Origin of the sequence: Pontibacter diazotrophicus (assembly GCF_003367245.1) — a bacterium.
Lineage (GTDB): Bacteria > Bacteroidota > Bacteroidia > Cytophagales > Hymenobacteraceae > Pontibacter > Pontibacter diazotrophicus.
Genome location: NZ_QRGR01000008.1, coordinates 165994 through 191699, shown reverse-complemented (window position 1 = coordinate 191699; position 25706 = coordinate 165994). Strand labels below are relative to the sequence as shown.

The following is a 25706-nucleotide window of genomic DNA, read 5'->3' as shown; positions in this document are numbered from 1 at the left end:
GCATTTCAGATAAAAACAGCATACTTTCTATTATACTTTAGTTAACTCCTATATTGCACGCAGGGTTATTCTACCACGACTGATGCTGCCTAAAGCGCTAATTAATTGCTTTAGAAGTATTTTATTCTCAAATTTGCGCCTTATATCCTTATTAATCAGAGGATTTAAACCTATAGTATGCACAATATCAATGCGCTGCAAGAGCTTTTGCAGGAGCCTAAAGAGGTGATGATCACCACACACCATAAACCGGACGCGGATGCGTTGGGTTCTTCACTGGGTTTGGCAGGTTACCTTAAAAAGAAAGGCCACCGTGTTACGGTTATTACGCCTTCTGATTACCCTGAATTCCTGAACTGGATGGAGGGCAACGACGACGTAATCGTGTACTCTGAAAAGAACGATGCCCTGGTACAGCGTATCATAGCAGAGTCGCAGGTGATTTTCTGCCTTGACTTCAACACGCTTTCCCGCATCAGCGAGATGGGCGAGTATATCCGGCAGGCCCAAGGTGCGAAGGTGCTGATAGACCACCACCTGGAGCCGGAGGATTTCGCTGACCTGGACTACGCCAATACCAGCGCGGCCGCCACAGCCGAAATTGTCTATGACCTGATAAAGGCAATGGGCGACGCCGACCTGATAGACACGGGCATCGGGGAATGCCTCTATGCGGGCATTATGACCGACACAGGATCTTTCCGGCACCCAAGCACCTCTCAGAATGTACACCTGATTATTGCTGATTTGCTGCAGATTGGCGTGAAAACCTCTAACATCCACCGCCTTATTTACGACAGCTCTACGGAACTGCGCCTGCGATTTTTGGGTTATGTGCTGAAAGACAAGCTGGTGGTGCTACAGGAGTATAAAACGGCCTACATCTCCATTACAGCGGATGAATTGAAAGCCTACAACTCTAAAACAGGTGATACAGAGGGCCTTGTAAATTATGCGCTTTCCATTGAAGGCATAGTATTTGCAGCGCTCATCATCGATCGCACCCAGGCTGTGAAAATGTCGTTCCGGTCGGTAGGTGATTTCTCTGCAAATGAGTTTGCACGGTCGCATTTTAGCGGCGGAGGCCACAAAAACGCAGCTGGCGGTATTTCCATGGACACACTGGAGGCCACCATACAAAAATTCGAAAGCCTGTTGCCGCTTTATAAAGACCAATTGCAGCAGGCCCTAACCAAGTAACAATTTATATCAACTTATATCAATGCTATCTAAAACCAAATTTTTGTTGCCAGTGATAGCTGGCGCTTTTCTGTTGCAAGGCTGCAACAATAACAGTGATGAATTTTATACAACGGCTGATGGCCTGACCTATAAAATTTACGAAAGAACCGAGGATGGTGCGTACGAGAACAAAGGTCAGGTTTCTCCTGAGGACACTACTGGCGCCAAAATAGGAGAAGTAGTGACGATGCAGATGTCTTACCAAAACGCTGAAGACTCTGTCCTGTTTGATTCCCGCACCCAGGACCAGCCGGTTATGATCCCGGTAATGGAGCCAACGTTTAAGGGTAGCTTAGAGCAGGCCCTGATGATGCTGTCTCCGGGTGACAGCGGCGTGTTTAAAGTAAGCGCTGACTCTCTTTTCGCGAAAACATTCGCCCAGCCGATGCCTCCATTCATCAAGCCAGGTTCACAGTTGACTTTCTTCATCAAAGCAGAGAAAGTACAGTCAAGAGAGCAGGCGATGGCAGACCAGCAGCAGATGTTTGAGCAGCAGATGCAGGAAGCGCAGGCGCGTGCTGTGGAGCAGCAAAAAGTGGATGATCAGAGAATTCAGGAGTACATCCAGCAAAACAACCTGCAGAATGTACAGAAAACAGAATCAGGCGTTTATTATGTAGTAAATGAGCCAGGCAAAGGCCCACAGGCCAGTGCAGGCGACCAGGTTTCGGTACATTACAAGCTGACGCACCTGGATGGTAAAGAATTAGAGAGTTCACGCAACAACCCTGCGGCGAATGGCGAGCCATTCAAATTCACGCTCGGCGAGGGCCAGGTAATAAAGGGATGGGATGAGGCAATTCAGAAGCTGCAGGAAGGCAGCGATGCCACTTTACTTGTTCCTTCTACTCTGGCTTACGGTGAGCAGGACCGCGGCCCTGATATGCCAGCCAACTCCATCCTGCGTTTCGACGTGGAACTGGTGGATGTAGAGAAGCAGTAGTACCTACTAAAATTATTCTTATGCAGAACATTAAGTCATATTCAGGAAAGAGAAGCCGCCTGCTACAGGCGTTTCTCTTCTTCTTCACCATTGGAACTCTTGTTTCCTGCTCTCAGGATGAGCAGTCACCCTACTATTTTGACCCGGTAGCACAGCGGGAGACGGATGACAAGCTCATTAAGGAGTATCTAAGTACTAACAATGTGGATATGGCTGAGGTTACCCGTACAAACTCTGGGTTATATTACCAAAAGCTGGAGGAAGGCACAGGCGCAAAGGTGGAGTCCGGGGATGATGTGGAAGTGCACTATACCGGCACGTTACTCGACGGCACCAAGTTTGATTCCAGTGTAGACAGGAACAAAACCTTTGTGGTTGAACCTGTTGGTGCAGGCAGAGTTATTCCGGGCTGGGATGAAGGCCTGAAGCTGATGAAGGTAGGTGAAAGAGCCCGCCTATATATCCCATCGCACTTAGGCTATGGCCGCTACGGTTCACAGGGCGCCATACCCCCAAATGCAGTGCTTATTTTTGATATAGAAGTAATAAGCATACAGTAAGTTTCTGATAAACTCAAAAAGCCGGAGCATGTTAAATATAACAAGCTCCGGCTTTTTTATGCCTATCGGTTAACCCTGCTCCTACTCCGCCAACACCTCCGATAGTATAGCTAATGACTTTATCTCACCCAACCGGTCTACATGCAACTGGTAGTAGCGGATTAGGATGTCCAGCAGTTCGCGCCGGACACGCCCATTAGGAATGATGCCTGGTGACGAATCTTTCAGCAACAGGTCAAAGAAACGCTCGTGCGCCTGCAGCGCCAGCACAGGTGGTGCCGAGGTAGCAGACTGGGCATTGGCCGAGAAGGCTACCTGCTCCACAATCTCTGCCCCGGAGCCCGGACCGAAGCCCAGATGGTAACTGAGCTGTAGCAAAAACACGAGGTGAAAGTTCTCAAAGCCCTGCTCCTGCGCATCAAAGAAGATGATGGCATTGTAAAGGAAGTGAAACAGCACCGGATTCTCCTCCTCCTCCTTTATAGTGCGCGACACCATCTCTGACAGAAACAGCAGGATACTGCTCTTCCGGATATCAAAAGGAATAGAGGAAAAAGGATGAGCGATTTTGAACTCCGATATGCGCGTAAGGCCGCCTCTGGGCGAGGTATACACGACCATCTCCAGCAGCGTGAACGGCTGAAACAGGGCAACGCGTGAACCTGGCCCTTTCTTCCGCACCCCGTTTATGATGTACGACTGCACCCCCAGTGCCTCCGTGTACACTCTGGCAATAACGGAAGTTTCGCGGTACTTGATATGGTTCAGTACAATGCCCCGTGTTTTAACTAGCATAAAGGTTGGGTACAAGTATCAGGATAAAAGATATAAAGCATATTCTCATACAGGAGCCTTCAAGTGAACATAGGCTCTCATGTGAAAACAGTAAAAACCCACTCCTGCCCCTCCGAGGAGGGGAATATTTTACTCTTGCAGAAAATCCCCTCCTCGGAGGGGCAGGTAAAAAGAATCCATATGCAGTGTCGTCTACTATTTGCAATGGATTAAAATACGCTTAGAAAGCAATGAGGCTATTCAGCTTCTATTCCAGTACGGCTATTTTACTGATACAGGTTTGCCCACCTTCCGCACCTGAACTCATCACCAGGTATACCCCGGCTTTCACGCGTTTGCCGTTGTAATCGCGGGCGTCCCAGTTCAGTGTGCCTCCCAGCGCTTTTGTCTTGTACACCAGTGTTCCGGAAATGTCGGTGATGCGGACATCGGCATTGTTTGGCAAACCCGAAACACCCACCAGTCCGGTATAGTCGCGGCGCACGGGGTTCGGGAAAACAGTGGCGCACTCAGGCTCACCTTCTGTGATGGTGGCACCTGCCCTGTAAGAGGCAACGCCTGCCTCTGTGGCTATGAACACTTCCCCTGTTTTATGCTCCACTGCTACTGATAGCACTTTGTCTGAGGGCAGCGGGCTGTTCTGGGTAGTAAAATGATGTATCACTGCATCGCCGTCAGGGCTGAAGAGCCAGAGGCCGTGGTCGGTTCCCATCCATTTCCGGTTGGCACCATCTACTGAAATGGAGCGCACTATCTGACCGTTCAGCAGCGGCCTCCTGTCAATAACCGGGATGTGAGCATCATATGGCTGTGTTTCAAATACAAAGCCGGGATTATAATATACACCTACTCCACTGGCTGTACCTACCCAGATGTCGCCGTTCAGGTCTTTGGCCATACTATAGACAGCACCGTCCGGCAAGCCGCCATTCCCCTCCCCGGCTCGTAGCTGGCGCACCCGGTTCTGTGTCTCATCAAACACCACAAGCCCGCTGCTGGTGTTTCCCCTGCGCGAAACAGAGAGCCATTTCTGGTTGTAGTCGTCCACCTGAATCAGGTCCAGGTTACTACCATCCGCTACCCCCGGCAGCAAAAAAGATTTCCAGGTGCCGTCTGGTTGCAGCACATGCAGCCCCGGTGCGCCAGAAAGTTGGTGCCTGTTTACCACCCACACGTTACCCGCTGCATCCACGTCCATGTCTGTAACCCGTACAGCGTTGGCAGCCGCATCAGGGGAGTTACTGACCAAGGTACTGTTGCTGTTATTATAGCGCAATGTATTGCCTGGTCCACCCCACTCTACTAAGCCATCACCATAGCTCCCGAAGTACATTTTATCTGTTACAGGGTTATAGGTGGCAGCTACAAGGTCCCGGGCCGGAACGTACTCCTGCGGGTTTGGGTACAGAAACTGGTTATAGCTTGTCCACTCGCCGTTTTCATGCACAAAAAAGCCGTCCTGTATTCCGGCTTCTGAATAGCCTTCGTTAAAGCCACCGCTTAGTACATAGGCTTTGCCGGCATGCGTATACACCCGAAAGCTGTTGCCGGAGTAGGGCCCATCAGGGGCAAAAGCAGCGGCAGCGTTCCCATCTATGGTTAGCCGCACAAACCCGTTTGTTCTGTCAGCTGCCCATACCAAACCATCTGCTCCTGCAATAGCCTGCTGTGGCTGCTCTAGCAGCTGGTGCGTTAGGTGAGAGATGTTGTTTTGCTGGTCGAGCAGGTACACACCTGCTGCTGTTGCCACTGTCAGATAGTTGTTGGATGCGGTAATGGTGTTTATGGCTGTGTTTGGAGCCACTGCGGCTGGTTGCCAGCTTCCAGCAGTCAGGCTGTAAACGCCGCTGGCGGCTGTGCCGGCATAAAGCCTGTTGTTAAAAGCAGCCAGACTGGTAACAGTTTCAGGAGTGGGTAAGCCATTGTTAAGGCCCGACCAGTTATGGAAGTCCTGAAGGTTAGTTCCTGTATGCTGTGCTGCAAGCAAGCCGAGGTTAGTAACCAGGTATATGCTGTCGCGCAGTATGGCGGAGGCTTGCACCTGTACGGCCTCGCCACCCGGACCAAGGTTGCTGTAAGTATCTTTTATCTCCCGCTTTTGCAGATCCAGCGCCACCACCCCGAAAGAGCCGGAAAGGTAGGCCAGCTTATTGTGAATGAAGATGTGGTTGATTTCTTTTTCTCCGGCAGTAGGCTTCCGGAAAATATCGCTGATGTTGTAGATGATGTTGTCGCGCAGCAGATCGACCTGTGTGTTGGCATAGGCTATTACCAGGGTACTGGTTTCCACATCATAGCCAATGGTGCTGATTTGCTGCTCCCGAAGGCCATCTACTTTTGTAATGGTTTCAGTAGTGTTAAACTCCTTATCATAATAGAAAAGTCCGTTGTCGGCAGCTACATATACTTTGTCCCTGGCGTCAGCCACTGCTTTGCCCTGTTGGTAGGGAACATGCACCTGCCAGGCACCCAGCGCCATTCTACTCTGCCCATACCCCTCCAGGCCGAGCAGCAATAGCCCCAGCACTGTCAGAAAGCACAGCCAGTGCATGCGCTGCGTCTGTCGGGGTTTGTTGCGGCTAAGGTTCATAAATGTACAAACGGCTTATTTTGTCTGGCATTGTTCCATTACATTCAGCTGGCTATACAATACCGTCTGCAGGCTTTATGAAGGAACAATCAACTCCGCCCTTTCATGCCTTTTACAAAGCAGTGGCGGCAACGTGCTTCGTAAGAATCTGTTTCGCCCAAAAGCACCTGCTGCTCGGAGGGCACACTTCGGAAGGAGTACGTGGCAATATCGCCACAATGCACACATACCGCATGCACTTTGGTTACATACTCCGCCACCGCCATCAGCGCAGGCATTGGTCCGAATGGCTTTCCCAAGTAGTCCATGTCCAGGCCGGCAGCGATAACGCGTACACCGCTGTTAGCCAACTTCACACATACTTCGGCCAGACCTTCGTCAAAAAACTGGGCTTCGTCTACGCCTACCACGTCGCAGCTACCACCCAGCAGCAGCATGTCCTGTGCAAAGTCAATAGGTGTGGAGCGGATGGAGTTGGCGTTATGCGACACCACGTCCTCCTCATGGTAGCGTTTGTCTATCCTGGGCTTAAAAATTTCAATCTTCTGCTTCGCAATTTTTGCCCGGTTCAGCCTTCTGATAAGCTCTTCTGTCTTTCCTGAGAACATCGATCCGCAGATCACTTCAACCCATCCTCTCCTGGTAGCGTGGTTACCGTTGCCTACGCGTGGTTCAATAAACATTGTCTGGTAATGTGGTAATTATGTAATGTGCTAATTCTCTAATGTGGCAATGTGCTGATGGCTTTCCGTGCTGACACGGTAATTTATTGTTGAATAGTTGAATTGTTGTTTTTCAACTCTCTAACTTTCTAACTCCTAAACTTTCTAACTGTATTTAAGGTGTGGCAACTTTGTCTGTTCGGGCACTTTTCCGGTGGCATCGCCACTTACTAATGTACACTGGCAGGTCAGCCGTTCGTTATCCTGCAGGCGCCCCCTGCTGCGGTAGCGGTTCTCGGCTTCAGTTAATGGCCCGAAATGCTCCAGCCCCTGCAGCACAATGATGCGACAGGTAGTACAGCGGCCTTTGCCTCCGCAGGCGTGCATCCAGTCGTTGCCCTGGGCCTGCAGGGCCTTGAGCAGCGTTTGCCCCGGCGCAACTTTTACTTCAAGCTGCGCGAGGTTTTGCACCGTCAACTTCGGCATAATTTTATAACTTTACAGAAGAAAGCATACCCCATGGAAGACAAATATAATCAATTACACATAGAGCGTTACAGCAAACAGCTGGCAAATCTGCTTTGCGACCGTCACTTCGCCACCTACGATACCCTGAATGGCCCTCAGCTTCTTGGTTTTACGCCGATAAAGCAGGTAAACCTGTTTGTAATAAAAGAACTGCTGCTGAAGTGGCACCAGGAGATGGCCAACCTGCGCAGCCCCTACTTCGACTATGAGCATGAGGACGTAAAAGAGGCGCTGCTGAACTTTATGAACGTGCTCTCGCGCAAGATCCTGATGAAGCGCAATGCCTTAGAGCCGCTGCTACAGAAAGCTATCTACGATACGTTTCTGGTCGTGCTGGCCCCGGTAACAACTTTTGAGGAGAAGTTCCTGCGCATACAGGAGGAGATTACACTGCCCAAGCTGCAGGAGAACCTGAAATACATTGCTATTGACAAGCCACTTTTTGCAGGCTTTGTTGATACACTTTCATCCAGCAGCCGTGACCGGGAGTATATCCTGAGCCGTTTTCAGCTGTACGTGAAAGCAAACCAAGGTAAGCGCACGCCCCTGAGTGAACTGGTACAGCAGTTCAGCAGCCTGTTGCCTATTTCAGAGCAGGAAGTAACAGGGCAGCCTGCCCCGGTTGTGGCGGCTACTCCGATACCAAAACCTACTCCGCCCGCTCCAACACGTGAACGGGAAATTGTGTCGCCTATCCACACGGCACAGCGTGAGGCGTCGGCTCCTATAGCTCCGGCAGCACGCCCTGCCTACCGCCCGCAGGAAGACGAGGATACGGAAGAGGAGGCGCCAAAGAACGCACGCCCCACCCTGAACGACAACTTCCGGAAAGCGCCTGCTGCCTCGCTGGCCGACTCGCACAGTAACCAGAAAATTGAGTCGCTGAAGAACTCTATTTCTATTAACCAGCGCTTCAGTTTTATTAACGAGCTCTTTAACGGTGACAACATGACCTACTACCATACCATTAAGGCGCTGGATGAATACAATGACCCGGAGGCAGCAAAGCGCCATGTAACACAAGACCTTGCTAGCAAGTATGACTGGAGCAAAAAGCAGGAGCACGTAAACAAGCTACTGCGCCTGATAGACCGTAAGTTTGCGTAACTCAGGTTAAATATATAACAAGAGAGGCCATTGCTGCAGCAATGGCCTCTCTTGTTATCAGGCACTTTCAACATCATATTCCATACATTGATAGAATAAAACAAGCCGCTTCCTTAAAAATAAGGAGTCAGCTTAAAAGAGAGCAGCAGGCTGTTGCAAAATAGAAAGCGAAACGCTAATTATGCAGCTGTGATGGGTTTAGCCTGTGCCTGGGCATCAAAAAAACGCCCTTCCCTGTTTTTCAGAAAAATCACCGTTAGTTGACACAAAGAGAAATTTAACCCGTAACCTAAATAAAACAGAACCTTATTATCAGCCATGAGAGAAGATTTTGACTACGACGATGACTTCGCCAGCAACGATTTTGATGACGAGGAAGAGGATGATGACTTTGGAATGACCTTTGAGGAAGACTTGTACCTGATGATACGGGAGAAACTTCGTGACACCATTCAGCAGTTCAAAGGCAAGTACCCTGCAGCCATGAAGAAACTGGAAAGCGCTGTTAGCTCCTTCAAAGTGAATGTTAAGAACACCGATGACGCTAAGTTCTACCCATTAGCCGCCAAACTGCTGAGTGAACACATCAAGCCTTTGGCGCAGGAGTATGAAGAGGTGCAGGAAATATACGACAACATGCAGTCAGACATCACCCGCTTTAAAAACCAGCGCGCGCATGGTTTTGAAGGAGACCTGTACCTGTCGGAGTAACAATTAAATCTATCTGCCAAAAGCCCATCCTGCAGCCGCAGGATGGGCTTTTATGCTTTTTACGGATACAATTCCGGCATTATAGTGTAATTTTCTATGAACCGCAACGTTAGCTACTAGAATTGTTGCTTGGAGTTTGTTTTTACTCTTACTTTAAGGCTTGAAAAAATAATTTTAGATTTTTTCTAATGCTTGCAACCCTTTGTCGGCTTTTGGAATCTACTACGTAGAAAGATTTTTATAAGCTGTGCTACTGAACACTGCGCTGAAACACATACTGATTACACAAACTTAATATTCCAGTACTTATGGCTGCTAACAAGCTATTCGAAGGAGAACAATGCCTTATCCAGACAGTGGACAAGAAAATTGTACTCACCACCCATCGCCTCATGAAAATCAGTTTCTCCTGGGTACTTCCAAGGAAGGATTCCGTTATGCTGGAGGATATTATTACATGGGAAATTAAGCAGACAGGCAATAACCTGTACCTGGGCCTGAGCATTATGCTGGCACTTACTACCTATTTTAATGATTCTTTTGCGCTGTTCAGCGGATTTTTCCTGATCCTTTACCTGATGACGCGCTACCGCAAAATACATATCAAAACGCACGACAATGTGATGGTGCTGCCCCTGAACGTGGTGAATGAAAGCGGCGTAAATGTGCTGATTGACACAGTGCGTGTGGCGCAGCAGGACCGCATTGAGCGGTTAAGAAAAAAAACTCCTGTTGCGGCTGCGGCCTAAGCCTATAAGAACATGTCTGTATCCTGTTTTCAAAGCGAAGATAAGTGGTTTCAGGTTCGGGCAAGGATTCTCATAACAGCATAATACCGTTATTGCGTGACTGATTCTATCGGGACAGCTGCCTTCATATCTTTAGAAGTGCACACCTGCTGTTCATACCATAAGCTTTAAACAGGCTTTTATAACAAAGTATTAAAAAAGACCTTAGCACCATGCAGCCACCCCACAGCTGCTGCATGGTGCTAAGGTCTTTTTGTTCGCACAATATCTTACCATTAATCTCGTATTATTACTATATTTATGCGTTTTACAGATTAATGCAGCATGCCAGTAGAAGAATTGATATTCCCGGACAGATTGAAGGCACACCAGCAAAAGATAAAGCAGGTTTTCAACGAAGTTAGTAAAGTGGTGGTAGGCCAGACCTACATGGTGAACCGCCTCCTGATCGGCCTGTTTACTGGCGGACATATTCTGTTGGAGGGGGTGCCTGGCCTGGCAAAAACATTAACCATTAACTCCTTATCCAAAGCACTCCATCTTGATTTCCAGCGTATCCAGTTCACGCCCGACCTGCTGCCTTCTGACCTGATCGGCACGATGATCTACAACCAGAATGCATCTGCTTTTGAGGTGAAGAAGGGGCCTATTTTTGCCAACCTGATACTGGCTGATGAGGTAAACCGTTCACCGGCCAAAGTACAGTCAGCACTGCTGGAGGCGATGCAGGAGAAACAGGTAACCATTGGAGAGTCTACGTATATGCTGGACCTGCCCTTTCTGGTGCTGGCCACGCAGAACCCGGTAGAGCACGAAGGTACTTATCCCCTGCCCGAGGCACAGGTAGACCGCTTTATGATGAAAGTGTACATCGACTACCCGAAGAAAGAAGATGAACTGGAGATTATGCGCCGTATGGCCAACATGAGCTATTCAGACACTGTGTCCAAAGTGCTATCGAAGGAGGATATCTTTTCCATCCGGAATGAGATAAACCAGGTACAGATTTCGGAAACGCTGGAGAAGTATATCATTGAGTTGGTATTTGCCACACGCCGCCCTGCCGAGTATGACCTGAACGACTTTGCCCCATACATCCAGTTTGGTGTGTCGCCGAGGGCCAGTATAGCCCTGAATCGTGCGGCAAAGGCAGTGGCTTATTTTGATGAGCGGGATTATGTGCTACCGGAGGACATTAAAGAGGTGGCGCATGATGTCATGAATCACCGCATTATACTAAATTACGAAGCCGAGGCTGACGGCATCAAAACAAAAGATTTCATAGAAGCCATTCTGCGAAAAGTGCCTATCAGCTAAGCGCATGCAACCAACTCAGGGCTCTGCTTTACGACGGCACTTATTTGTACTCTTTCCGCTGATTTTCAAACACTCTTCCTAACACCTGCGTAACAAACCTAATTCTCCTGTACCATATGGCTGTTTGCCCCGGTGTGGGAGCGCTTTATGTTGTTTTACTTAAATTCAAGGATATGCTTAGAGGTTTGTTTAAATTGTATCTGTTTCGTAAGCTGATGGGTGGCGGCGGCGGCGGAAGAGGCCGGGGTGGTTGTGCCGGTATAGGATGCGTTGGTTTAATTATCATACTCGTAATCGCATACTTCCTTTTTGGCTCTTTTTAAAACGAGAATCGTCCTCTAACCTATAGCTCCAAACTCTCTGCTTATCTGAATGATTATTTTTAGAAGAAGCCCGCCTCTCTGGCGTGCTTCTCGCAGAGCATAATTCTGAGCCGCTCTACTCATAGCGATAAAGATGTTTCTCCTATATGCTTTATCAGTCAAGGCTCCAGCCCCTTTTTTACCAAGAGATATGTCTGTAGATTAGATATTCTTACTTTTCCATTTATTTTTCTTGTCGAAAGTTGCTGCCACTTTCCTTTGTTGCTATAGCATCGTCTACTATCTCAGCCTAATCTCTCGGACTTCCTTTCTCCCGCTATACCTTTTGCATTCTGCATCAGAAACAGGTATAATACCTTTTGTCTTTCAGGATAGAATTTAATATAAAAGAGTTAATATAAAAGAGTAAGAACATAAAGCTACTGCTCCTTTTGTGCCCTCCGCTCTAAATTAAATACGTTTCCCAAAATAGCTTAAGTTAAAAGAATATATAAACCGTTATAAACACAGGTTACCACTCACTGATATTTTATACTATTTCTAAAATCAACCAAATCAGCACCTATGGATAAGCAGCAGATTCTAAAAAAGCTAAGCCGCAGGAATTTCATTCGTAACTCCGTTATTGCAGCTACTGGTGTAACCCTGTTACCATCTGTACTAACCAGTTGTAATGTTGATGAAGACTACATTCCCAGTAAAGATTTTGGATTCTTTGAGGGAGTAGCCAGTTTTGACCCAACGCAGGAAAGGGTCGTTTTATGGACCCGCTACACTCCTGCGCCTCATGAAAGTGGTAAACCTGAGATATTGCTTGATGTAGCGACGGATCAGGCTTTCAATGAGGTGTTGGTGAGTCAGTCTGTGGAGGTTGATACCATTAGCGATAATACTGTAAATGTGGATGTGAGTAACCTCACCTCTAACACGAAATATTACTATCGGTTTAGAAACGAAAGCAACGGAGCCATCTCCATTGTTGGGGAAACCAGAACGCTGCCAGCTGCCGGAGAAGCCACTGAAGTGAAGATGGCGGTGGTATCCTGTGCAAACTATCAGTCGGGTTTGTTTAATGTGTATGGCGCTGTGGCTGAATCGGATGCCGATGTGGTGGTGCATTTGGGTGATTATATCTATGAATACGGCCTGGGTGGTTATGGTACAAACACATTGACCGTTGCACTTGATAGAATACATCACCCAAAGGATGAAATCATAACAATCGACGATTACCGGGCCAGGTACCGGCAGTACAGAAGAGATGAGCAATTGCAGAAAGCCCATCAGCTAAAACCATTTATATGTGTTTGGGACGATCATGAAATTGCAAACAATGCTTACGAAAACGGGGCTCAAAACCATCAACCAGGTGAAGGCGACTTTGAGACCCGGAAACTAAACGCTATACAGGCATGGCATGAGTACTTGCCTGCCCGCGTTGAGGACAATGCGAAGATTTACAGAAACTTTGAAATTGCCGGAATTGTAAATTTAATGATGCTGGACACCCGAATTGTTGGAAGAGACAGGCAACTGAATTACAATGACTACTTAACACCAAACGGATTAGACGCTGCAGCATTTCTAACAGACTGGCAAACCCCCAACCGAACTATTCTTGGCTCAGAACAACGCTCCTGGCTCATGTCTACGTTAAGAACCAGTTCAGCCACATGGCAGGTATTAGGGAACCAGGTGTTGATGGGCAAGATGTTTCTTCCTGCTGAATTGCTCCTCGTTGTATCGCAGATTGCTGCAGGTAATGCAAGTCCGGAGCTATTCGCTCAGCTAACTGCCCTGATAACACAGTTAGTCAGCATCAAGGTCAGAATACGTCAGGGAGACACCACCGTTAGCGATGCAGAAAGGGCCAGAGTGGAAACTGTACTTCCATATAACTTAGATGCCTGGGACGGTTACCCTGTGGAGCGGGAAATGATATACGCCGTAGCAGCAGGGAAAAAGCTTATTTCCCTGGCTGGAGACACGCACAATGCCTGGTATTCAGACTTGTCAGCTGCATCAGGCAACAAGGTAGGGGCAGAGTTTGCGGCCTCTTCTGTGTCATCTCCTGGCATTGAGCTTATTTTTGGCAACAACGCTGAAGTGCTGGACGGTGTGGAGCAGGCCTTTACCACGCTTATTGATGACCTCCATTATCTGAATGCATCAGACAGAGGATACGTAATGGCCACTTTCTCAAACAGTGAAGCTCAAGCTGACTGGCGGTTTGTAAGAACACTTGCCGCGAAAAACACCACTACTACTACTGACTATACTGCTTCTGAGGGATAAACTTAAAAAAAAGGAAAGTAAAGGCGGCTGTGGAACTGCCACAGATTAAATTACAGGCTTTGATAGAGAAGAGAATATGGTTCTTTACGCTCCTGAATCATAAACCTTTATCTATGGCACAAGGCATCATATTGCAAAGGCGTGGTAAGTAAATTATCTGATTAGTACCGCCCACCGATAGGCCGATCATGCAGGCCTGTGTTTTTTGGAAACTGCGGAAGCCGTTCCGGAGCTAAAAAAACAGAAGCAGTATCCGTTAAAGACTCCATAAAAGAAATAAGATCTTCCTTTTCCTGTGCTGTCAGGTTAAGGGGGCTGTCGGGCAAGGTCTGGTTTGGCACATCAAGCCCCAGACCGGCTCCCCCACCTGCATCATAGAATTCTACCACTTCTGCCAGTGTTGCAAAGGCACCGTTATGCATATAGGGTGCTGTGAGCCCCGCATTCCGTACAGTAGGTGTTTTAAACGAATGTTGCCAGGCATCCGCCGGAACCACACCTGCACGACCAGGGTCCTCGTCGAGTTTGGCGTGTGCAAAATCAGCAGAAACTGTCACCCCCAGCACTTCCGTCTCGCTTTCCAGGTAGCGCGGTGGCACCGTACCGTTGAAAGTGGGGGCAAAATGGCAGGTCCCGCAGGCCGCTTTTCCCATAAATAGATTAAAGCCGCGCTTTGCAGAAGCATTTAGCTGTTCTGTTTCGCGGCGCATGTAGCGGTCGAAAGGAGAGTTGAGCGCCACCAGGCTTTGCACATAGGCAGCAATGGCCCGATTAATCGTATTTGTATTTAAGCTATTGTCCGGCTCATCTGCAAACGCCCGCTTAAAATGCTTCCTGTAGGCAGTGCTTTGCTGTAGTTTTTGCACAACTTCTTCGTAGTTGCCGTGCAGCTCATCTGACTTTACCAGTACATCCGGCACCTGGTCCTGCAGGTATACTGCGCGGCTGTCCCAGAAGTAAGCATTGCTGAAAACAGCGTTCAGCAGGGTTGGCGAGTTACGCTGTACAGTTCCATTAAAATCGAAAGCTACGCTGCGGACCTGGCCATCGGTAAAGGCTTTGGAAGGAACATGGCAACTGGCACAGGAACGCTCGCTGTTAGCCGACAGCACCGGATCAAAGAAAAGAACCTTGCCCAGCTCTATTAGCTCAGGCTTCTGCTCCTTTCGGTCTTGTTTGGCAAAATAAGCCGCCTGTAGAAAATCAGCACTAAAAAGGCTGTTGGCATGGTCGTTTACCGGCTTGGAGACGGAAGCAACTGTTGGCAGCAACTCCTGCTGCAATGCTGTAAGTGCCGCGTAAGCCGGGTCTGCCAGCTCTCTTATATAGTATAACCTGTCGAAGGTCTCAAAATCCGAATGCTGCTGCAGGTATAGAACAGCCTGCTGCAGTTGATGTACGGCTTTGCTGCTATGGGCTTTTGCCTTGCCGCTTGTAGTTCTTGCGTACTGTTGCGAAGCATTTAGCACTGGCTGTAGTGCTATTGTGGCGTACTCTATTTCTCGTCCGCCAGCAGGTGCATCAAAGCCGGTAATGCCCAGGGTCGTAACTCGTATCAGTTCTTCGCGCAGGCTTTCAAGGATTTGCTTATCTGTTAGTGGCTGATGGTGCAAACTGTTTGCCACCAGCGATATTGCTTCCTGAAGGGAGTAAGACAGCACAATAGCGTCTTTCCTCATGTCCTGATTAACCTCCTCTGAAAAGAGCAGTTCCTCCAGTACCTGCAACCCCTCCGGCAGAAAGGTTCTGACACTGGGTTTCTGAAATTGAAGCGTTTGGTAATTTGCCTCCTCAATTAGAACCTTTGGCAGTGGAGCCCCATTGATTTTCTTTGCCAGTTCCGGGTCCAGGTACTCTACCAGGTATTCCACTTTCTTATACGCCTGCTTTACCTCATAGAAAGCGCCCTGCAGCTGCTCAACAGCAACCTGCTCCTGATCTGATGACTCCAGCGTTTCTGTCAGGTACTGCGACTGCTGCTTCAATACAGCCATATCCTGTATCAAGCTTTCCTGGACGGTGCCGGCTACTCTGTTAGTAGTGGCAGTTTCGGCCTTGAATGAAGTCAGTACAACACCTGAGAACAGGCACACGCTCATCAGTAGCAACACTGACATCAGATTTCTCTTATGGATGATATTGTTTTTGCAGATCATGAATAGAAATTCTATTTGAACATTACTACAAAGTAATCAACCAACTATTATCAATGCTTTATGTATAGGTTATCCTATAGTTAACAAACAGTAGAATCTTAAGTATCAAACATGACAGATATTTGATACTTGACTCATAAATCAACCTCCATAACATCACCTTAACAGGAACATTGTTTTCATGATGATTCGATAAACTTTAACTAACCATAGAGTAAACTTAATACAGTTGTTTTGGGCATTGGAAATTTAACTCATAAACCATTACAACAACTATGGACAAGTTCTACAAAAGGCTTCTTATGGCAGCTATTATCTCTGGTGCAGCTGTTACTTTTCAGGAAACAGCCGCGCAATCGGTAACTTCCGCAGGCAGTGGCTCCCCAAACAAAAACAAGATAGGCAGCTTTACCTCTGTACAGCCTATCGGTCAGTCTGAGACCATTACGTTCCCTACAGAAACACATGCCATCCAGCAGCTGGCAAAGACGGGGTTCACCAGCTATACCGATGGTAGCACAGGAACGATACCGGGCAATAACGATTTCACTGCTTTTATTCCCATTGAAGGCAGCAGCAAGAAAGGGTACTTAACCATCAACCATGAAAATAGCCCTGGCGGAATTTCTATTCTGGATATGCGTCTGAATGAAGCAACCAATCTTTGGGAAGTTGAAGGAGTAAGAAAAGTAGATTTTTCTCCTTTGGTACAGACTGTACGCAATTGCTCCGGCGGTATTACACCCTGGGGCACGTTAATCACATCAGAAGAAACCTACAATACAGGTGATGCCAATGGCGATGGTTACCAGGACGTGGGCTGGCAGGTAGAAATAGACCCGGAAACAGGCAAGATTGTTGACTATGACGGCGACGGCAAACCTGACAAGCTTTGGGCAATGGGCCGCATGAACCATGAGAATATTGCTATAGGTGCCGACAGGGTAACTGTTTACCAGGCTGAAGACGGCGGCTCGAGCGGTGTATTTAAGTTTGTTGCCAACACACCGGGTAACTTGTCTGAAGGAACACTATATGTATTGAAGCGCGACAGCGAGGCGGCAGCTACCGGCAGTTGGGTGGTGGTTCCGAACGCTACAAAGGCAGACCGTAATAGCACGAGAAGCCTGGCTCCTGCTGTAGGTGGCACCAACTGGAGAAACCCGGAAGACATTGAGTTTGGCCCGGATGGCAAGATGTACTTCACATCCAAAGGAACAGGCACTATCTGGCGCTTTAAGGACGATGGTATGACCGTATCAGAGATTGAGGCATGGGTAACGCCGCAGCTGTTTGAAGTGAAGTACAACGGCGGTACCCAGACTGAAAACTGGGGAACCGGTATTGACAACCTTACCTTTGATGGGGATGGCAACCTGTGGGCGCTGCAGGATGGCGGCCGCAACAACCTTTGGGTAGTCCGCCCGGACCATACGCCTGAGAACCCGAAGTTAGAGCTGTTCCTGACAACTCCTTTCGGATCAGAGTCTACCGGCCTTACCTTCTCCCCTGATTTTAAGTATGGCTTTGTTTCTATTCAGCACCCGAGGCAGTCTAACCTGGCCACCTTTACAGATGCTGCAGGTACTGAGGTACAGTTTAACAGGGACATTACCTTTGTTTTTGCCCGCAAACAGTTTCTAGGTAAGGAGAACCGCAATGCAACTGCTCTGGTGCCAGCGAACATGGTAGAGGTTTACCCTAACCCGTTCCAGGCAGTTACCAAAGTAAGGGTAGAGGTGCCTGAACAGGGTCTGGTAAGTGTCGAAGTACTGGATATGCAAGGCCAGAAGGTGGCAACCTTGTATAACGGCAACCTCAAAGCAGGAGAATACACGTATGATTTCAGCCCTTCTCCATCATCTGGCAGCACGATATACCTGGTGCGTATGCAGGTGAACAACCATAAGTCAACCACACGGATTATCCAGGTGAATGAGTAACCAATTGAACAGATATTATACCAAGGCTATGGGTTTTGTGCCCATAGCCTTTTCCTTTTTACTCCGGTTTAACTCTCGGGTACTTTAGCAAAAGCGGTTAGAAGCGAGAGTAAGATTCAGAAATACAGGGACTCCCATATATATTAAAAAATACAGCGTAGCAAAACAGAACTATCATTAAATGAAAAGAATAATCATTACCGGGTTTATGATGATGGCCATCTGGCAACCCCTTAAAGTCAGTGCCCAGGCAAGGCCGTTAGCGCAGCAGGAACTGGCATCTGCCAAAGTATATGATAATGTACCCGAGGCATTGCAGCAAAAAGAGGATGTATACCGCCTGAACATCCGGCAGCAAACCTACTATAGCTTTCCCTCAGAACTGTGTGAACTGGTAAACCTGCAGTTCATCAATGCCATGAAAAACAAGATTACTGACATTTCTCCTGAAATCAGCAGACTGCAGCATCTACAGGAAGTCATTTTCAGCGAGAACGAACTCCGGGAGTTGCCGGCTTCCTTTTATACCCTGGAGGCACTACAGGAGGCAGATTTCAGCCACAATCATTTTACCGAACTGCATGCCGGCTTCGGAAACTTACAGCAGCTACAGGTCCTGCACCTCAACGGGAATAAGATAAGGACCATTTCACCCCAGATTCGACGCATGCGTGCGCTCCACACACTCAACTTAAGTTATAACCATTTAGAGATGCTACCATCTGAAATAGGAAAAACCAGGAAGTTAAGCGATCTGTCACTGTCGCAGAACCAACTGCGGGAGGTGCCTCAGGCGCTCTTTCAACTGAAGGCGCTCAAAAGTCTGGCCTTAGATTTCAACCAGCTCACATCACTGCCCAAGCAGATAGGCAAGGCAACATCCCTGCAAAGTCTTTTGCTGGGGCACAATCAACTGAAGGCTGTGCCGGAGGAACTGACGCAACTGGATAACCTGGAGCTGCTCGACCTGAGTTATAACCAGCTTACCCACCTGCCGGCAGCGCTCGGAAAGATGAAGCGCCTGCGTACTTTGTTACTAGTCGGGAACAACATTCCGGAAGCAGAGCAGGAAAGAATAAGAAAGGCCCTGCCTTTGGCCAGCGTTATTTTTTAAAGGGAAAATTTACCCTGAAAGGGACTTCTATGCAGAGATGCCGGTACAGAAATGGAGCATCGAACTTCACCTATATCAGGCCAGAGGAGTCCCGGCTTTGTCTGCCACCACCCTGGAACTGGTGGACAGAAAGGCGGTAAACTGAGCCCTGAGTGAAACAGTGAAGCAGAGGTTTCCAGTAAGCATCCTGTCAGATGATGGTCAAAAGAACAGTGGTTCATACACAATCCTGTTGCTATTTAACTTCTGCACTGGAGCTGCCACGCATTTGCCCCGGGCGCTATAATATGCCATCACTTGCTGAGTGTAAACTAAAAAAGCCCGCCGTACTGGCGGGCTTTTCGCAGAGCGGGAGACTAAGCCGCTCTACTCATGATTGTAACGATGTTTCTCACCCATACATGTACAACCAATTTTTTGATTAATCTATCCGGTAGGTCACTCCAACAGAGAAGGTTCTGCCTTGCTTGTATGATGAGTAGATATACTCGTCACCGTTATACTCGTGGCTGTTCACAAAATCAGGGTTGAAGATATTATCAGCGGATACTTTTGCTGTAAATGAGTCACCCAGGCTTTTAGAAATCACGATGCTCGCCACTGGTCTTGAGCGCTCGTAGATATTTGGCGTACCACCAAGTGAGATAGCGGAAATTCTGTCGCCAAATACGTTATAGTTTGCTGTCGCGATTAGTCCCAGCGAATCGTTATGGTACGTCAGGCTGGCGTTGGCTACAAAAGGCGATTGGCCAAACAGGGGTCTTGTGTCACCTGCATCCGGCCTCACAGCACGAATAAATGCGAGTTCCTGTGGTTTGATGCTTACCTCTGACTTTATCAGGGACAGGTTGGAGCTCACGATAAAATTATTGAGACTGGAAGAGATAAACGACAGGCGCTTGTTTGCCTCAAATTCTAACCCGTATACTTTCGCATTGTCCACATTCTGGATAAAGATCTCATTGTTCTGCGCCAGTGTGTTGATGGTGCGCTCTATCGGGTTCTGGAAGTTCTTGTAGAATGCACTCACACTTACATACTCACCAAGATTAGGATACCACTCCCATCTCGTGTCGAAGTTGTCGATGGTGGTTCTCTCCAGGTTCGCGTTACCCGTAAAGGCAGGCTCTCCTACAAAGTCAAATGAAGTATAAGGTGCAATCTCTCTGAAGTTTGGTCTTGCCAGTGTTCTGGAGTAGCCTCCTCTCAGGTTCATCTTTTCTGTCAGGCTATAAGTAGCATTAACAGACGGCAGCACATCTACCTGCTTCAGTACACCTGGTTCAAGCGATTTGTTAAAGCTTTCAACATATATATCCGTTGCCTCCACACGTGCACCAGTTACTAACCTTAGCTTCTCTGTAAGCGGAAGATCAATCATTCCATATCCTGCGTAAATTGATTCCTGGCCGTCGTAGTTGTTCGTGCGTTGTGAGCCATCCTGCAGATAAACACCATAGCGATACAAGCCACCGCTTTCAGGGTCTTGCGGGCGGGCCACAATACCAAGGTTTCCAGGAGCGAAGAAGTCGTTGATGTTACCGTTGTAGCCATAACCTTCGTTAAATCTGTAACGGTAGATGTTCTCCCTGAACTTTCTGTCTTTACGAAGCGCTGCAGCTCCAAATTTTGTTTTTGCCTCCAGGCCATTCCAGATGGTGAACGGAGTTTCAATGTTCACTTTCACATCCAGGTTTGTCTCATCCAGATCTCTGAAGAAACGTGACGGCAACGTATAGGCAGCAGGCTGTATTCTGTAAGTAGTGTCTGTGCCGTTCACAAAGTAGTCGTTGGCAAAGAAGCGTAGATCCGGCTCATCCTGCTGCGATAGCGTGAAAGAGGTTAACCAGTCAACTTTGCTGTTTTTCAGACCAGGCAGCACATGATCTCCTTTTAGCTGGGCGCTGGATAAGGCACGTTGTGTATATTGTAGTGCTCTGGACTCAAAAATAGCTCTGTCGTCGCTCACTCCCGAGGTGCCTGGGTATGTACCAAACAGGTATCTGCTGGAGTTGCTACCGCTCTGGTTTCTAATCAGGTTCAGGGATAATTTATTGTTGCTGTTGAGTTTGTAAGCGAAGTTAGATAAGAAACCAAGCGATACCTCTTCAACACCCCTCTCATCTTTGTACAGGCTGTTGTTGTTTAAGCTATTAGCACCAATGCTGTTCAGTTCCCACAGGCCGAAGGTGCCGTTATCGTAGTATGAGTAGTTTCTTTGGTAAGAAAGCCCCATCACATAGCCAAACTGGCGGCCGAACACCTCTGTCTGGTTGCCTAAAGAGAAAGAGTGGGCATGGTTGACAGGAGCTGTCATTCTTTTGGGACTCATCTCTGTGTTAAAAGCATTCGTTGCTTCGTCTATTTGCTCAGCATGCTGCCTGTTAGAATAACTCTCGTACGGGATTGGATAATCTATCACATCCGGCACAGCTCTGGTACCATCGTCAAAACCAAGCCAGTCTGTTTCACCTTTGTTGGAGTTCAGGAACCTGCTGTTGAAAGTAGCCTGATCGTTATAGCCAACAGATGTTGAAAACTGCAGTGTGTATCTGTCCGGGAAATCTTTTGTGGTGATGTTTACAAAACCACCGGAGAAGCTGCCCGGCATATCAGGCGTGAATGTTTTGGACACCATCAGGTTGTCCAGCAGGTTAGACGGGAAGAGGTCCATCTGCACGGTGTTCCTGTTTGGGTCAAGGCCAGGAATTTCAGCGCCGTTAAGGGCGGTTTTAACATAGCGGTCGCCCAGGCCACGCACATACACGTACTTGCTGCCTTCCAGGGAAATGCCCGTTACACGTGTAAGGGCTGAAGCTGCATCGCTGTCTCCGCTTCTGGAGAACTGCTCCGCCGACACACCGTCCATTACCACGGCGGCTTTCCGCTGCGTGTTGCGCAGGGTATTTTCAGAGCTTCTGATGGCTCTACCCTCAATCACAACTTCTTTTAGTTTGGTGGTAGCAGATCCCAGCTGAATGTTGAGAACTGTTACTTCATTTTCTTTTACTACAACACCTGTTACCGTTTTAGGCTCATAGGAGATGTAGGATGCCTGCAGCTCATAGGTGCCAGGCTGAATGTTTGTCAGATTAAATTTACCATCCAGGTCAGTAGCTGTACCGTTGGAGGTACTTTTTATCACGATGGTAGCCCCTATCAACTCTTCGCCAGTCTCGCTACTTGTGAGTTGACCTCTGATAACGCCGCTTTGCGCAAATGCAAAGGATACGGTAAGACTTAATAAGCCTATTAGGCTCGTAATTTTACGTAACATGTAAATAAATTAAGATTGGTGAGAAAATCCAGGGAAATAAATCCGGTTCTGACTACCTATAGTCGGGGTAGCCAGAACCGGATTTTATGTTATTGCAGGTAACCGAGCTGGTCGATGTATGTCCAGCCTTTCATCCAGTTATTGGCGTTGTCGAATGCGCCAACGTAGTCCACGTTTGTAAAGAAGCTGCCTTCAGGCATGGAGGCTCCGGAAAGAGCCGCGCTACCAGACGCTGCGAGTGGGTTCAGTGTTCCATTGTTCTGTCTGCTGATGTTTGCCAACACAGGATCCGCTGTTACCCTGTTGCTGTTCTCGCTGGCGTTGAGGTAATCCACCAGAAAGCCCTGGTTAGGAGTAACTGCGGCTATTCCTTCGAATGTGTTATCAGCAACGTTCGTAAAGATGTTGTTTCTGAACATAAGGTCGCCTTCCTCTAATCTCTGGCGGCTGTCTCCTACGTTTTCGTCACTCAGGTCTTCTACCACAATACCTCCTCTAAAGTCAGCGAAAACACTGTTGTAGATTTTACCTCCGGCATTATCTACCAGCATCACAGCGTTCTGGCCATCCAGGGAGTTACCACCAATAATGGTAGCATTAGAGATTACAGGGATAGAGAAAGGCTCCGCATCATCCGGGTTAGAACCACCGTCAAACTCACCACCTGTTCCACCAGCACCTTCGCGGTAGATACCAAACCAGAACTGATTGTTGCCTCTCCAGCCTTGGTCATAGTCAAACTGGTCGTCATCGTTGAAAGCAGACACAAGGTATTTGGTGTTTACAGTACCACCGAACCACTCAAATCCGTCATCCTGGTTCGAATAAACTTCTACATACTCTATAGTAGTACCAGAACCAACACCACCCATTGTCAGGCCGTTGATTTCGTTATTGGAACCGATAACTGTACCAGCATGCCGGATAGACACATATTTGAATATGCCTGAGTTATCTGTATCGTTTGTACCGCCATAGGTACCTCTTGTCTCTTCAGTAGGGATACCTTCGATAGCTCCTTCGCCACCTGGTCTGTTTATAGTAGCCTTTCCGAGTATGATAACGCCACCCCATCTACCAGTAGCATCAAGCGGCATGTCATCAATTCTTGTTACATCATCCTCCAGTGCCGTAAAGATAATTGGCTTCTCAGCAGTGCCCTGTGCCATAATTTTACCGCCACGTGCTACAATCAGCGCGCTTGCGTTCTCACCTTCACCTGGTTTGGCTTTGATAACTGTACCTGGCTCAATAGTAAGTGTCTGACCATCGTTTACAAACACAAAGCCATCCAGGATGTAAGTGTTGTTCGCCGTCCAGGTGACAGTACCTGTACCGGCAGCGCTTTCTGTTATAACAATCTCCTCTCCTACCGGATCTACTATTACTGGCCCACCATTATCATCGTCATCACATGATGTAAAGGTGCACACAGAACCAGTTAGCAACAGCGCAAGCAAAAATTTACTTGTTACTTTCATATTATTTTGAGTTTAGTTGTTAGTGACTTCATTTATACCGAAACCACTCAGGGCCTTAATCAAGGCTAAGCACTGATGCAGGATTAAGCTCAGGCTTCCTCCTTCTGATTTCTGTCACAAAGGTAGAACGGCTACTTTAAGGCAATTTTAAGGCGGGGTTACGATACCGTTAAGTATGGCGGAGGTATGTTAAGAGAGCTTTACTTTAATATTAACACTGCTTTACCCGTGCATTACCTAAATATTAAATTGCTTGGTTCTTCTGTAACACTTCCAATATTATGTTACAAATCAACAGGTAACTCACTGATATTTAGTAAATTGAATTAACTAACACATAAGAACAGCTTCTGATATTCTTAACATTAGCATAACATTGGGATAATATGCGAGTAACAGTAAAGCTGTTATTTTGCAGCGTGATTTAGGAGAAGGCACAGCTACAGTCTGACTAACTGTAGTGCTTTAAACTTTTAGACCACTTTGAGCTTGCCAGCATTATATATAAGTGCGGCAGTTCGGCTTTATGATAAAGGTTTAGTTTTCTCACCCAGACCAAAATAGAAATGCATTACAAAATCAAAGGAGCTGCTTTAGTGCTCCTTATGCTCCTGCTATGGAGCAGCAACGCCTACAGCCAAAGCCCGATAAAAAGCAGCTGGGGTAAAGGCCTCAATGTGATTGCCGTAGATTCTTCCTTCAGCTTGAAGTTCAGCACAAGATTTCAGACGCTGTACCAGGGTGTTACCAACCCCTCTACAAATGAGTGGGACGATAACTTCACGACCCGTAGATTCCGCCTCAAATTTGATGGTTTCGCTTTCTCTCCAACGTTTGTATACAAAATAGAGCTTGCCCTCAGTAACCGGGATATTGGGCACGACACGCGGTTGCAGTCTAACAATGCCGATAACATTGTGCTGGACGCCGTGGCCAAATGGAATTTCGCACCTAACCTGTACCTGTGGGCAGGCCAGACAAAGCTGCCGGGCAACCGGGAGCGTGTTATCTCCTCCCAAAACCTGCAGTTTGTAGACCGAAGCCTGCTGAACGCACGCTTCACCCTTGACCGGGACGCAGGTTTACAGCTGCACCATGTGCACCGGGTAGGCCAGGTGGTGCTGCGCGAAATCGGCGCTATATCAATGGGGGAAGGCCGTAACATCACGGTAACCAATATTGGTGGCTACGATTATACCGCACGTGTAGAGGTATTGCCCTTCGGTGAGTTTAAAGGCAACGGGGACTATTTTAACAGTGACCTGCTCAGAGAGCAAACACCGAAGCTGTCTGTAGCCGCCACCTATGATTATAACGACAATGCCTCCCGTGAAGGCGGCCAGTTGGGTGACTTCTTAAGCGAGCAGCGGGACCTGAGCACTGTGTTTGTGGACGCTATGTTTAAGTACAGAGGCTTTTCTTTTATGGGCGAATATGCCAATAAAGAAGCTTTTAGCAGCTCAACAAACCAGGAAACACCAGGCCCTGTGGTACGAAGAGACGCAGAGGGAAACATAGAAGAAGCTTTTACCACAGGCAACGGCCTGAACCTGCAGGCAGGATACCTCTTTAAAACCAACTGGGAAATTGCAGGCCGCTACAGCAACTATAACCCTACACCTATACTAGGCCGAAGAGCACAGGATCAATACACAGTAGGTATATCGAAGTATATTGTGGGGCACAGCCTAAAGGTACAGAGCGATGTAACACTGCTGCAGCAGGAGCGCCGCGAGGATGCCTACATGTTCAGGATGCAGATGGAAATCTCGCTGTAAGTTCATAAAACTTAACAATTACTTAATACACGACAAGGTGCAGATTGCCTGCTTGTAGCACAACTTTGCATACTCAAAATCGCCTGATAACAAAGACTGAACGGCTCTACTGCCACGGCACACAACTACTTCATA

At 47.8% G+C, this 25706-nt stretch carries 18 protein-coding genes; 11 read left to right on the top strand and 7 right to left on the bottom strand.

From position 1 onward, the window contains the following. Window positions 1–177: 177 nt before the first annotated feature. The 3 genes from DXT99_RS08995 to DXT99_RS08985 are packed head-to-tail and all read left to right on the top strand — an operon-like array spanning window position 178 to window position 2745. Complete coding sequence (locus DXT99_RS08995) at window positions 178–1200, top strand: DHH family phosphoesterase (protein WP_115565207.1); 1023 nt, start codon at window positions 178–180, stop codon at window positions 1198–1200. 22 nt (window positions 1201–1222) lie between these two features. Beyond that, window positions 1223–2185, top strand: a complete 963-nt coding sequence (locus tag DXT99_RS08990) for an FKBP-type peptidyl-prolyl cis-trans isomerase (RefSeq protein WP_115565206.1) — start codon at window positions 1223–1225, stop codon at window positions 2183–2185. A 20-nt stretch (window positions 2186–2205) separates the two neighbouring features. Then, the gene (locus DXT99_RS08985; RefSeq protein WP_181885073.1) at window positions 2206–2745 is read left to right on the top strand and encodes an FKBP-type peptidyl-prolyl cis-trans isomerase; all 540 of its coding nucleotides are present in this window, start codon (window positions 2206–2208) and stop codon (window positions 2743–2745) included. A gap of 81 nt (window positions 2746–2826) precedes the next feature. Here DXT99_RS08985 and recO read toward each other — a convergent pair whose 3' ends face one another. The 4 genes from recO to DXT99_RS08965 all read right to left on the bottom strand — a co-directional run bounded on the left by recO (window position 2827) and on the right by DXT99_RS08965 (window position 7278). Beyond that, window positions 2827–3540, bottom strand: coding sequence for a DNA repair protein RecO (recO, locus tag DXT99_RS08980; protein ID WP_115565205.1), 714 nt, complete (start codon window positions 3538–3540; stop codon window positions 2827–2829). A gap of 247 nt (window positions 3541–3787) precedes the next feature. Further along, entirely contained in the window at window positions 3788–6130 is a 2343-nt protein-coding gene (gene porZ, locus DXT99_RS08975) for a type IX secretion system anionic LPS delivery protein PorZ (protein ID WP_115565204.1), read from the bottom strand. An 89-nt stretch (window positions 6131–6219) separates the two neighbouring features. Beyond that, window positions 6220–6813 carry a thymidine kinase gene (locus DXT99_RS08970; protein ID WP_115565203.1) on the bottom strand — a complete coding sequence of 198 codons (594 nt, stop codon included), beginning with the start codon at window positions 6811–6813 and terminating at the stop codon, window positions 6220–6222. Window positions 6814–6957: 144 nt separating this feature from the next. After that, complete coding sequence (locus DXT99_RS08965) at window positions 6958–7278, bottom strand: 2Fe-2S iron-sulfur cluster-binding protein (RefSeq protein ID WP_115565202.1); 321 nt, start codon at window positions 7276–7278, stop codon at window positions 6958–6960. A gap of 33 nt (window positions 7279–7311) precedes the next feature. Here DXT99_RS08965 and DXT99_RS08960 point away from each other — a divergent pair, with 33 nt between their 5' ends. The 5 genes from DXT99_RS08960 to DXT99_RS08935 all read left to right on the top strand — a co-directional run bounded on the left by DXT99_RS08960 (window position 7312) and on the right by DXT99_RS08935 (window position 13822). After that, window positions 7312–8427, top strand: a complete 1116-nt coding sequence (locus DXT99_RS08960) for a hypothetical protein (RefSeq protein ID WP_115565201.1) — start codon at window positions 7312–7314, stop codon at window positions 8425–8427. A gap of 318 nt (window positions 8428–8745) precedes the next feature. Then, the gene (locus tag DXT99_RS08955) at window positions 8746–9138 is read left to right on the top strand and encodes a hypothetical protein (RefSeq protein ID WP_115565200.1); all 393 of its coding nucleotides are present in this window, start codon (window positions 8746–8748) and stop codon (window positions 9136–9138) included. Window positions 9139–9446: 308 nt separating this feature from the next. After that, window positions 9447–9887 carry a hypothetical protein gene (locus DXT99_RS08950; protein ID WP_115565199.1) on the top strand — a complete coding sequence of 147 codons (441 nt, stop codon included), beginning with the start codon at window positions 9447–9449 and terminating at the stop codon, window positions 9885–9887. Window positions 9888–10211: 324 nt separating this feature from the next. Beyond that, on the top strand, window positions 10212–11204 hold the full coding sequence (locus tag DXT99_RS08945; RefSeq protein ID WP_115565198.1) for an AAA family ATPase: 993 nt from the start codon (window positions 10212–10214) through the stop codon (window positions 11202–11204). An 887-nt stretch (window positions 11205–12091) separates the two neighbouring features. Continuing rightward, a complete protein-coding gene (locus DXT99_RS08935) occupies window positions 12092–13822 on the top strand; it encodes an alkaline phosphatase D family protein (RefSeq protein ID WP_115565196.1) in 1731 nt (576 codons plus the stop codon). 161 nt (window positions 13823–13983) lie between these two features. Here the strand turns inward: DXT99_RS08935 and DXT99_RS08930 are convergent, their stop codons facing one another. Then, a complete protein-coding gene (locus tag DXT99_RS08930) occupies window positions 13984–15939 on the bottom strand; it encodes a cytochrome-c peroxidase (protein ID WP_181885072.1) in 1956 nt (651 codons plus the stop codon). 314 nt (window positions 15940–16253) lie between these two features. Here DXT99_RS08930 and DXT99_RS08925 point away from each other — a divergent pair, with 314 nt between their 5' ends. Then, complete coding sequence (locus tag DXT99_RS08925; RefSeq protein WP_115565194.1) at window positions 16254–17921, top strand: alkaline phosphatase PhoX; 1668 nt, start codon at window positions 16254–16256, stop codon at window positions 17919–17921. Window positions 17922–18102: 181 nt separating this feature from the next. Then, entirely contained in the window at window positions 18103–19035 is a 933-nt protein-coding gene (locus DXT99_RS08920; protein WP_115565193.1) for a leucine-rich repeat domain-containing protein, read from the top strand. Between the two features lie 421 nt (window positions 19036–19456). Here the strand turns inward: DXT99_RS08920 and DXT99_RS08915 are convergent, their stop codons facing one another. Together DXT99_RS08915 and DXT99_RS08910 are read right to left on the bottom strand one after the other, a co-directional pair. Then, entirely contained in the window at window positions 19457–22312 is a 2856-nt protein-coding gene (locus DXT99_RS08915) for a TonB-dependent receptor (protein WP_115565192.1), read from the bottom strand. A gap of 89 nt (window positions 22313–22401) precedes the next feature. Continuing rightward, a complete protein-coding gene (locus tag DXT99_RS08910; RefSeq protein WP_115565191.1) occupies window positions 22402–23793 on the bottom strand; it encodes a hypothetical protein in 1392 nt (463 codons plus the stop codon). A gap of 566 nt (window positions 23794–24359) precedes the next feature. On the opposite strand from DXT99_RS08910, the gene DXT99_RS08905 reads away from it, so the two are divergent. Further along, entirely contained in the window at window positions 24360–25571 is a 1212-nt protein-coding gene (locus DXT99_RS08905; RefSeq protein ID WP_115565190.1) for a porin, read from the top strand. Window positions 25572–25706: the final 135 nt, after the last annotated feature.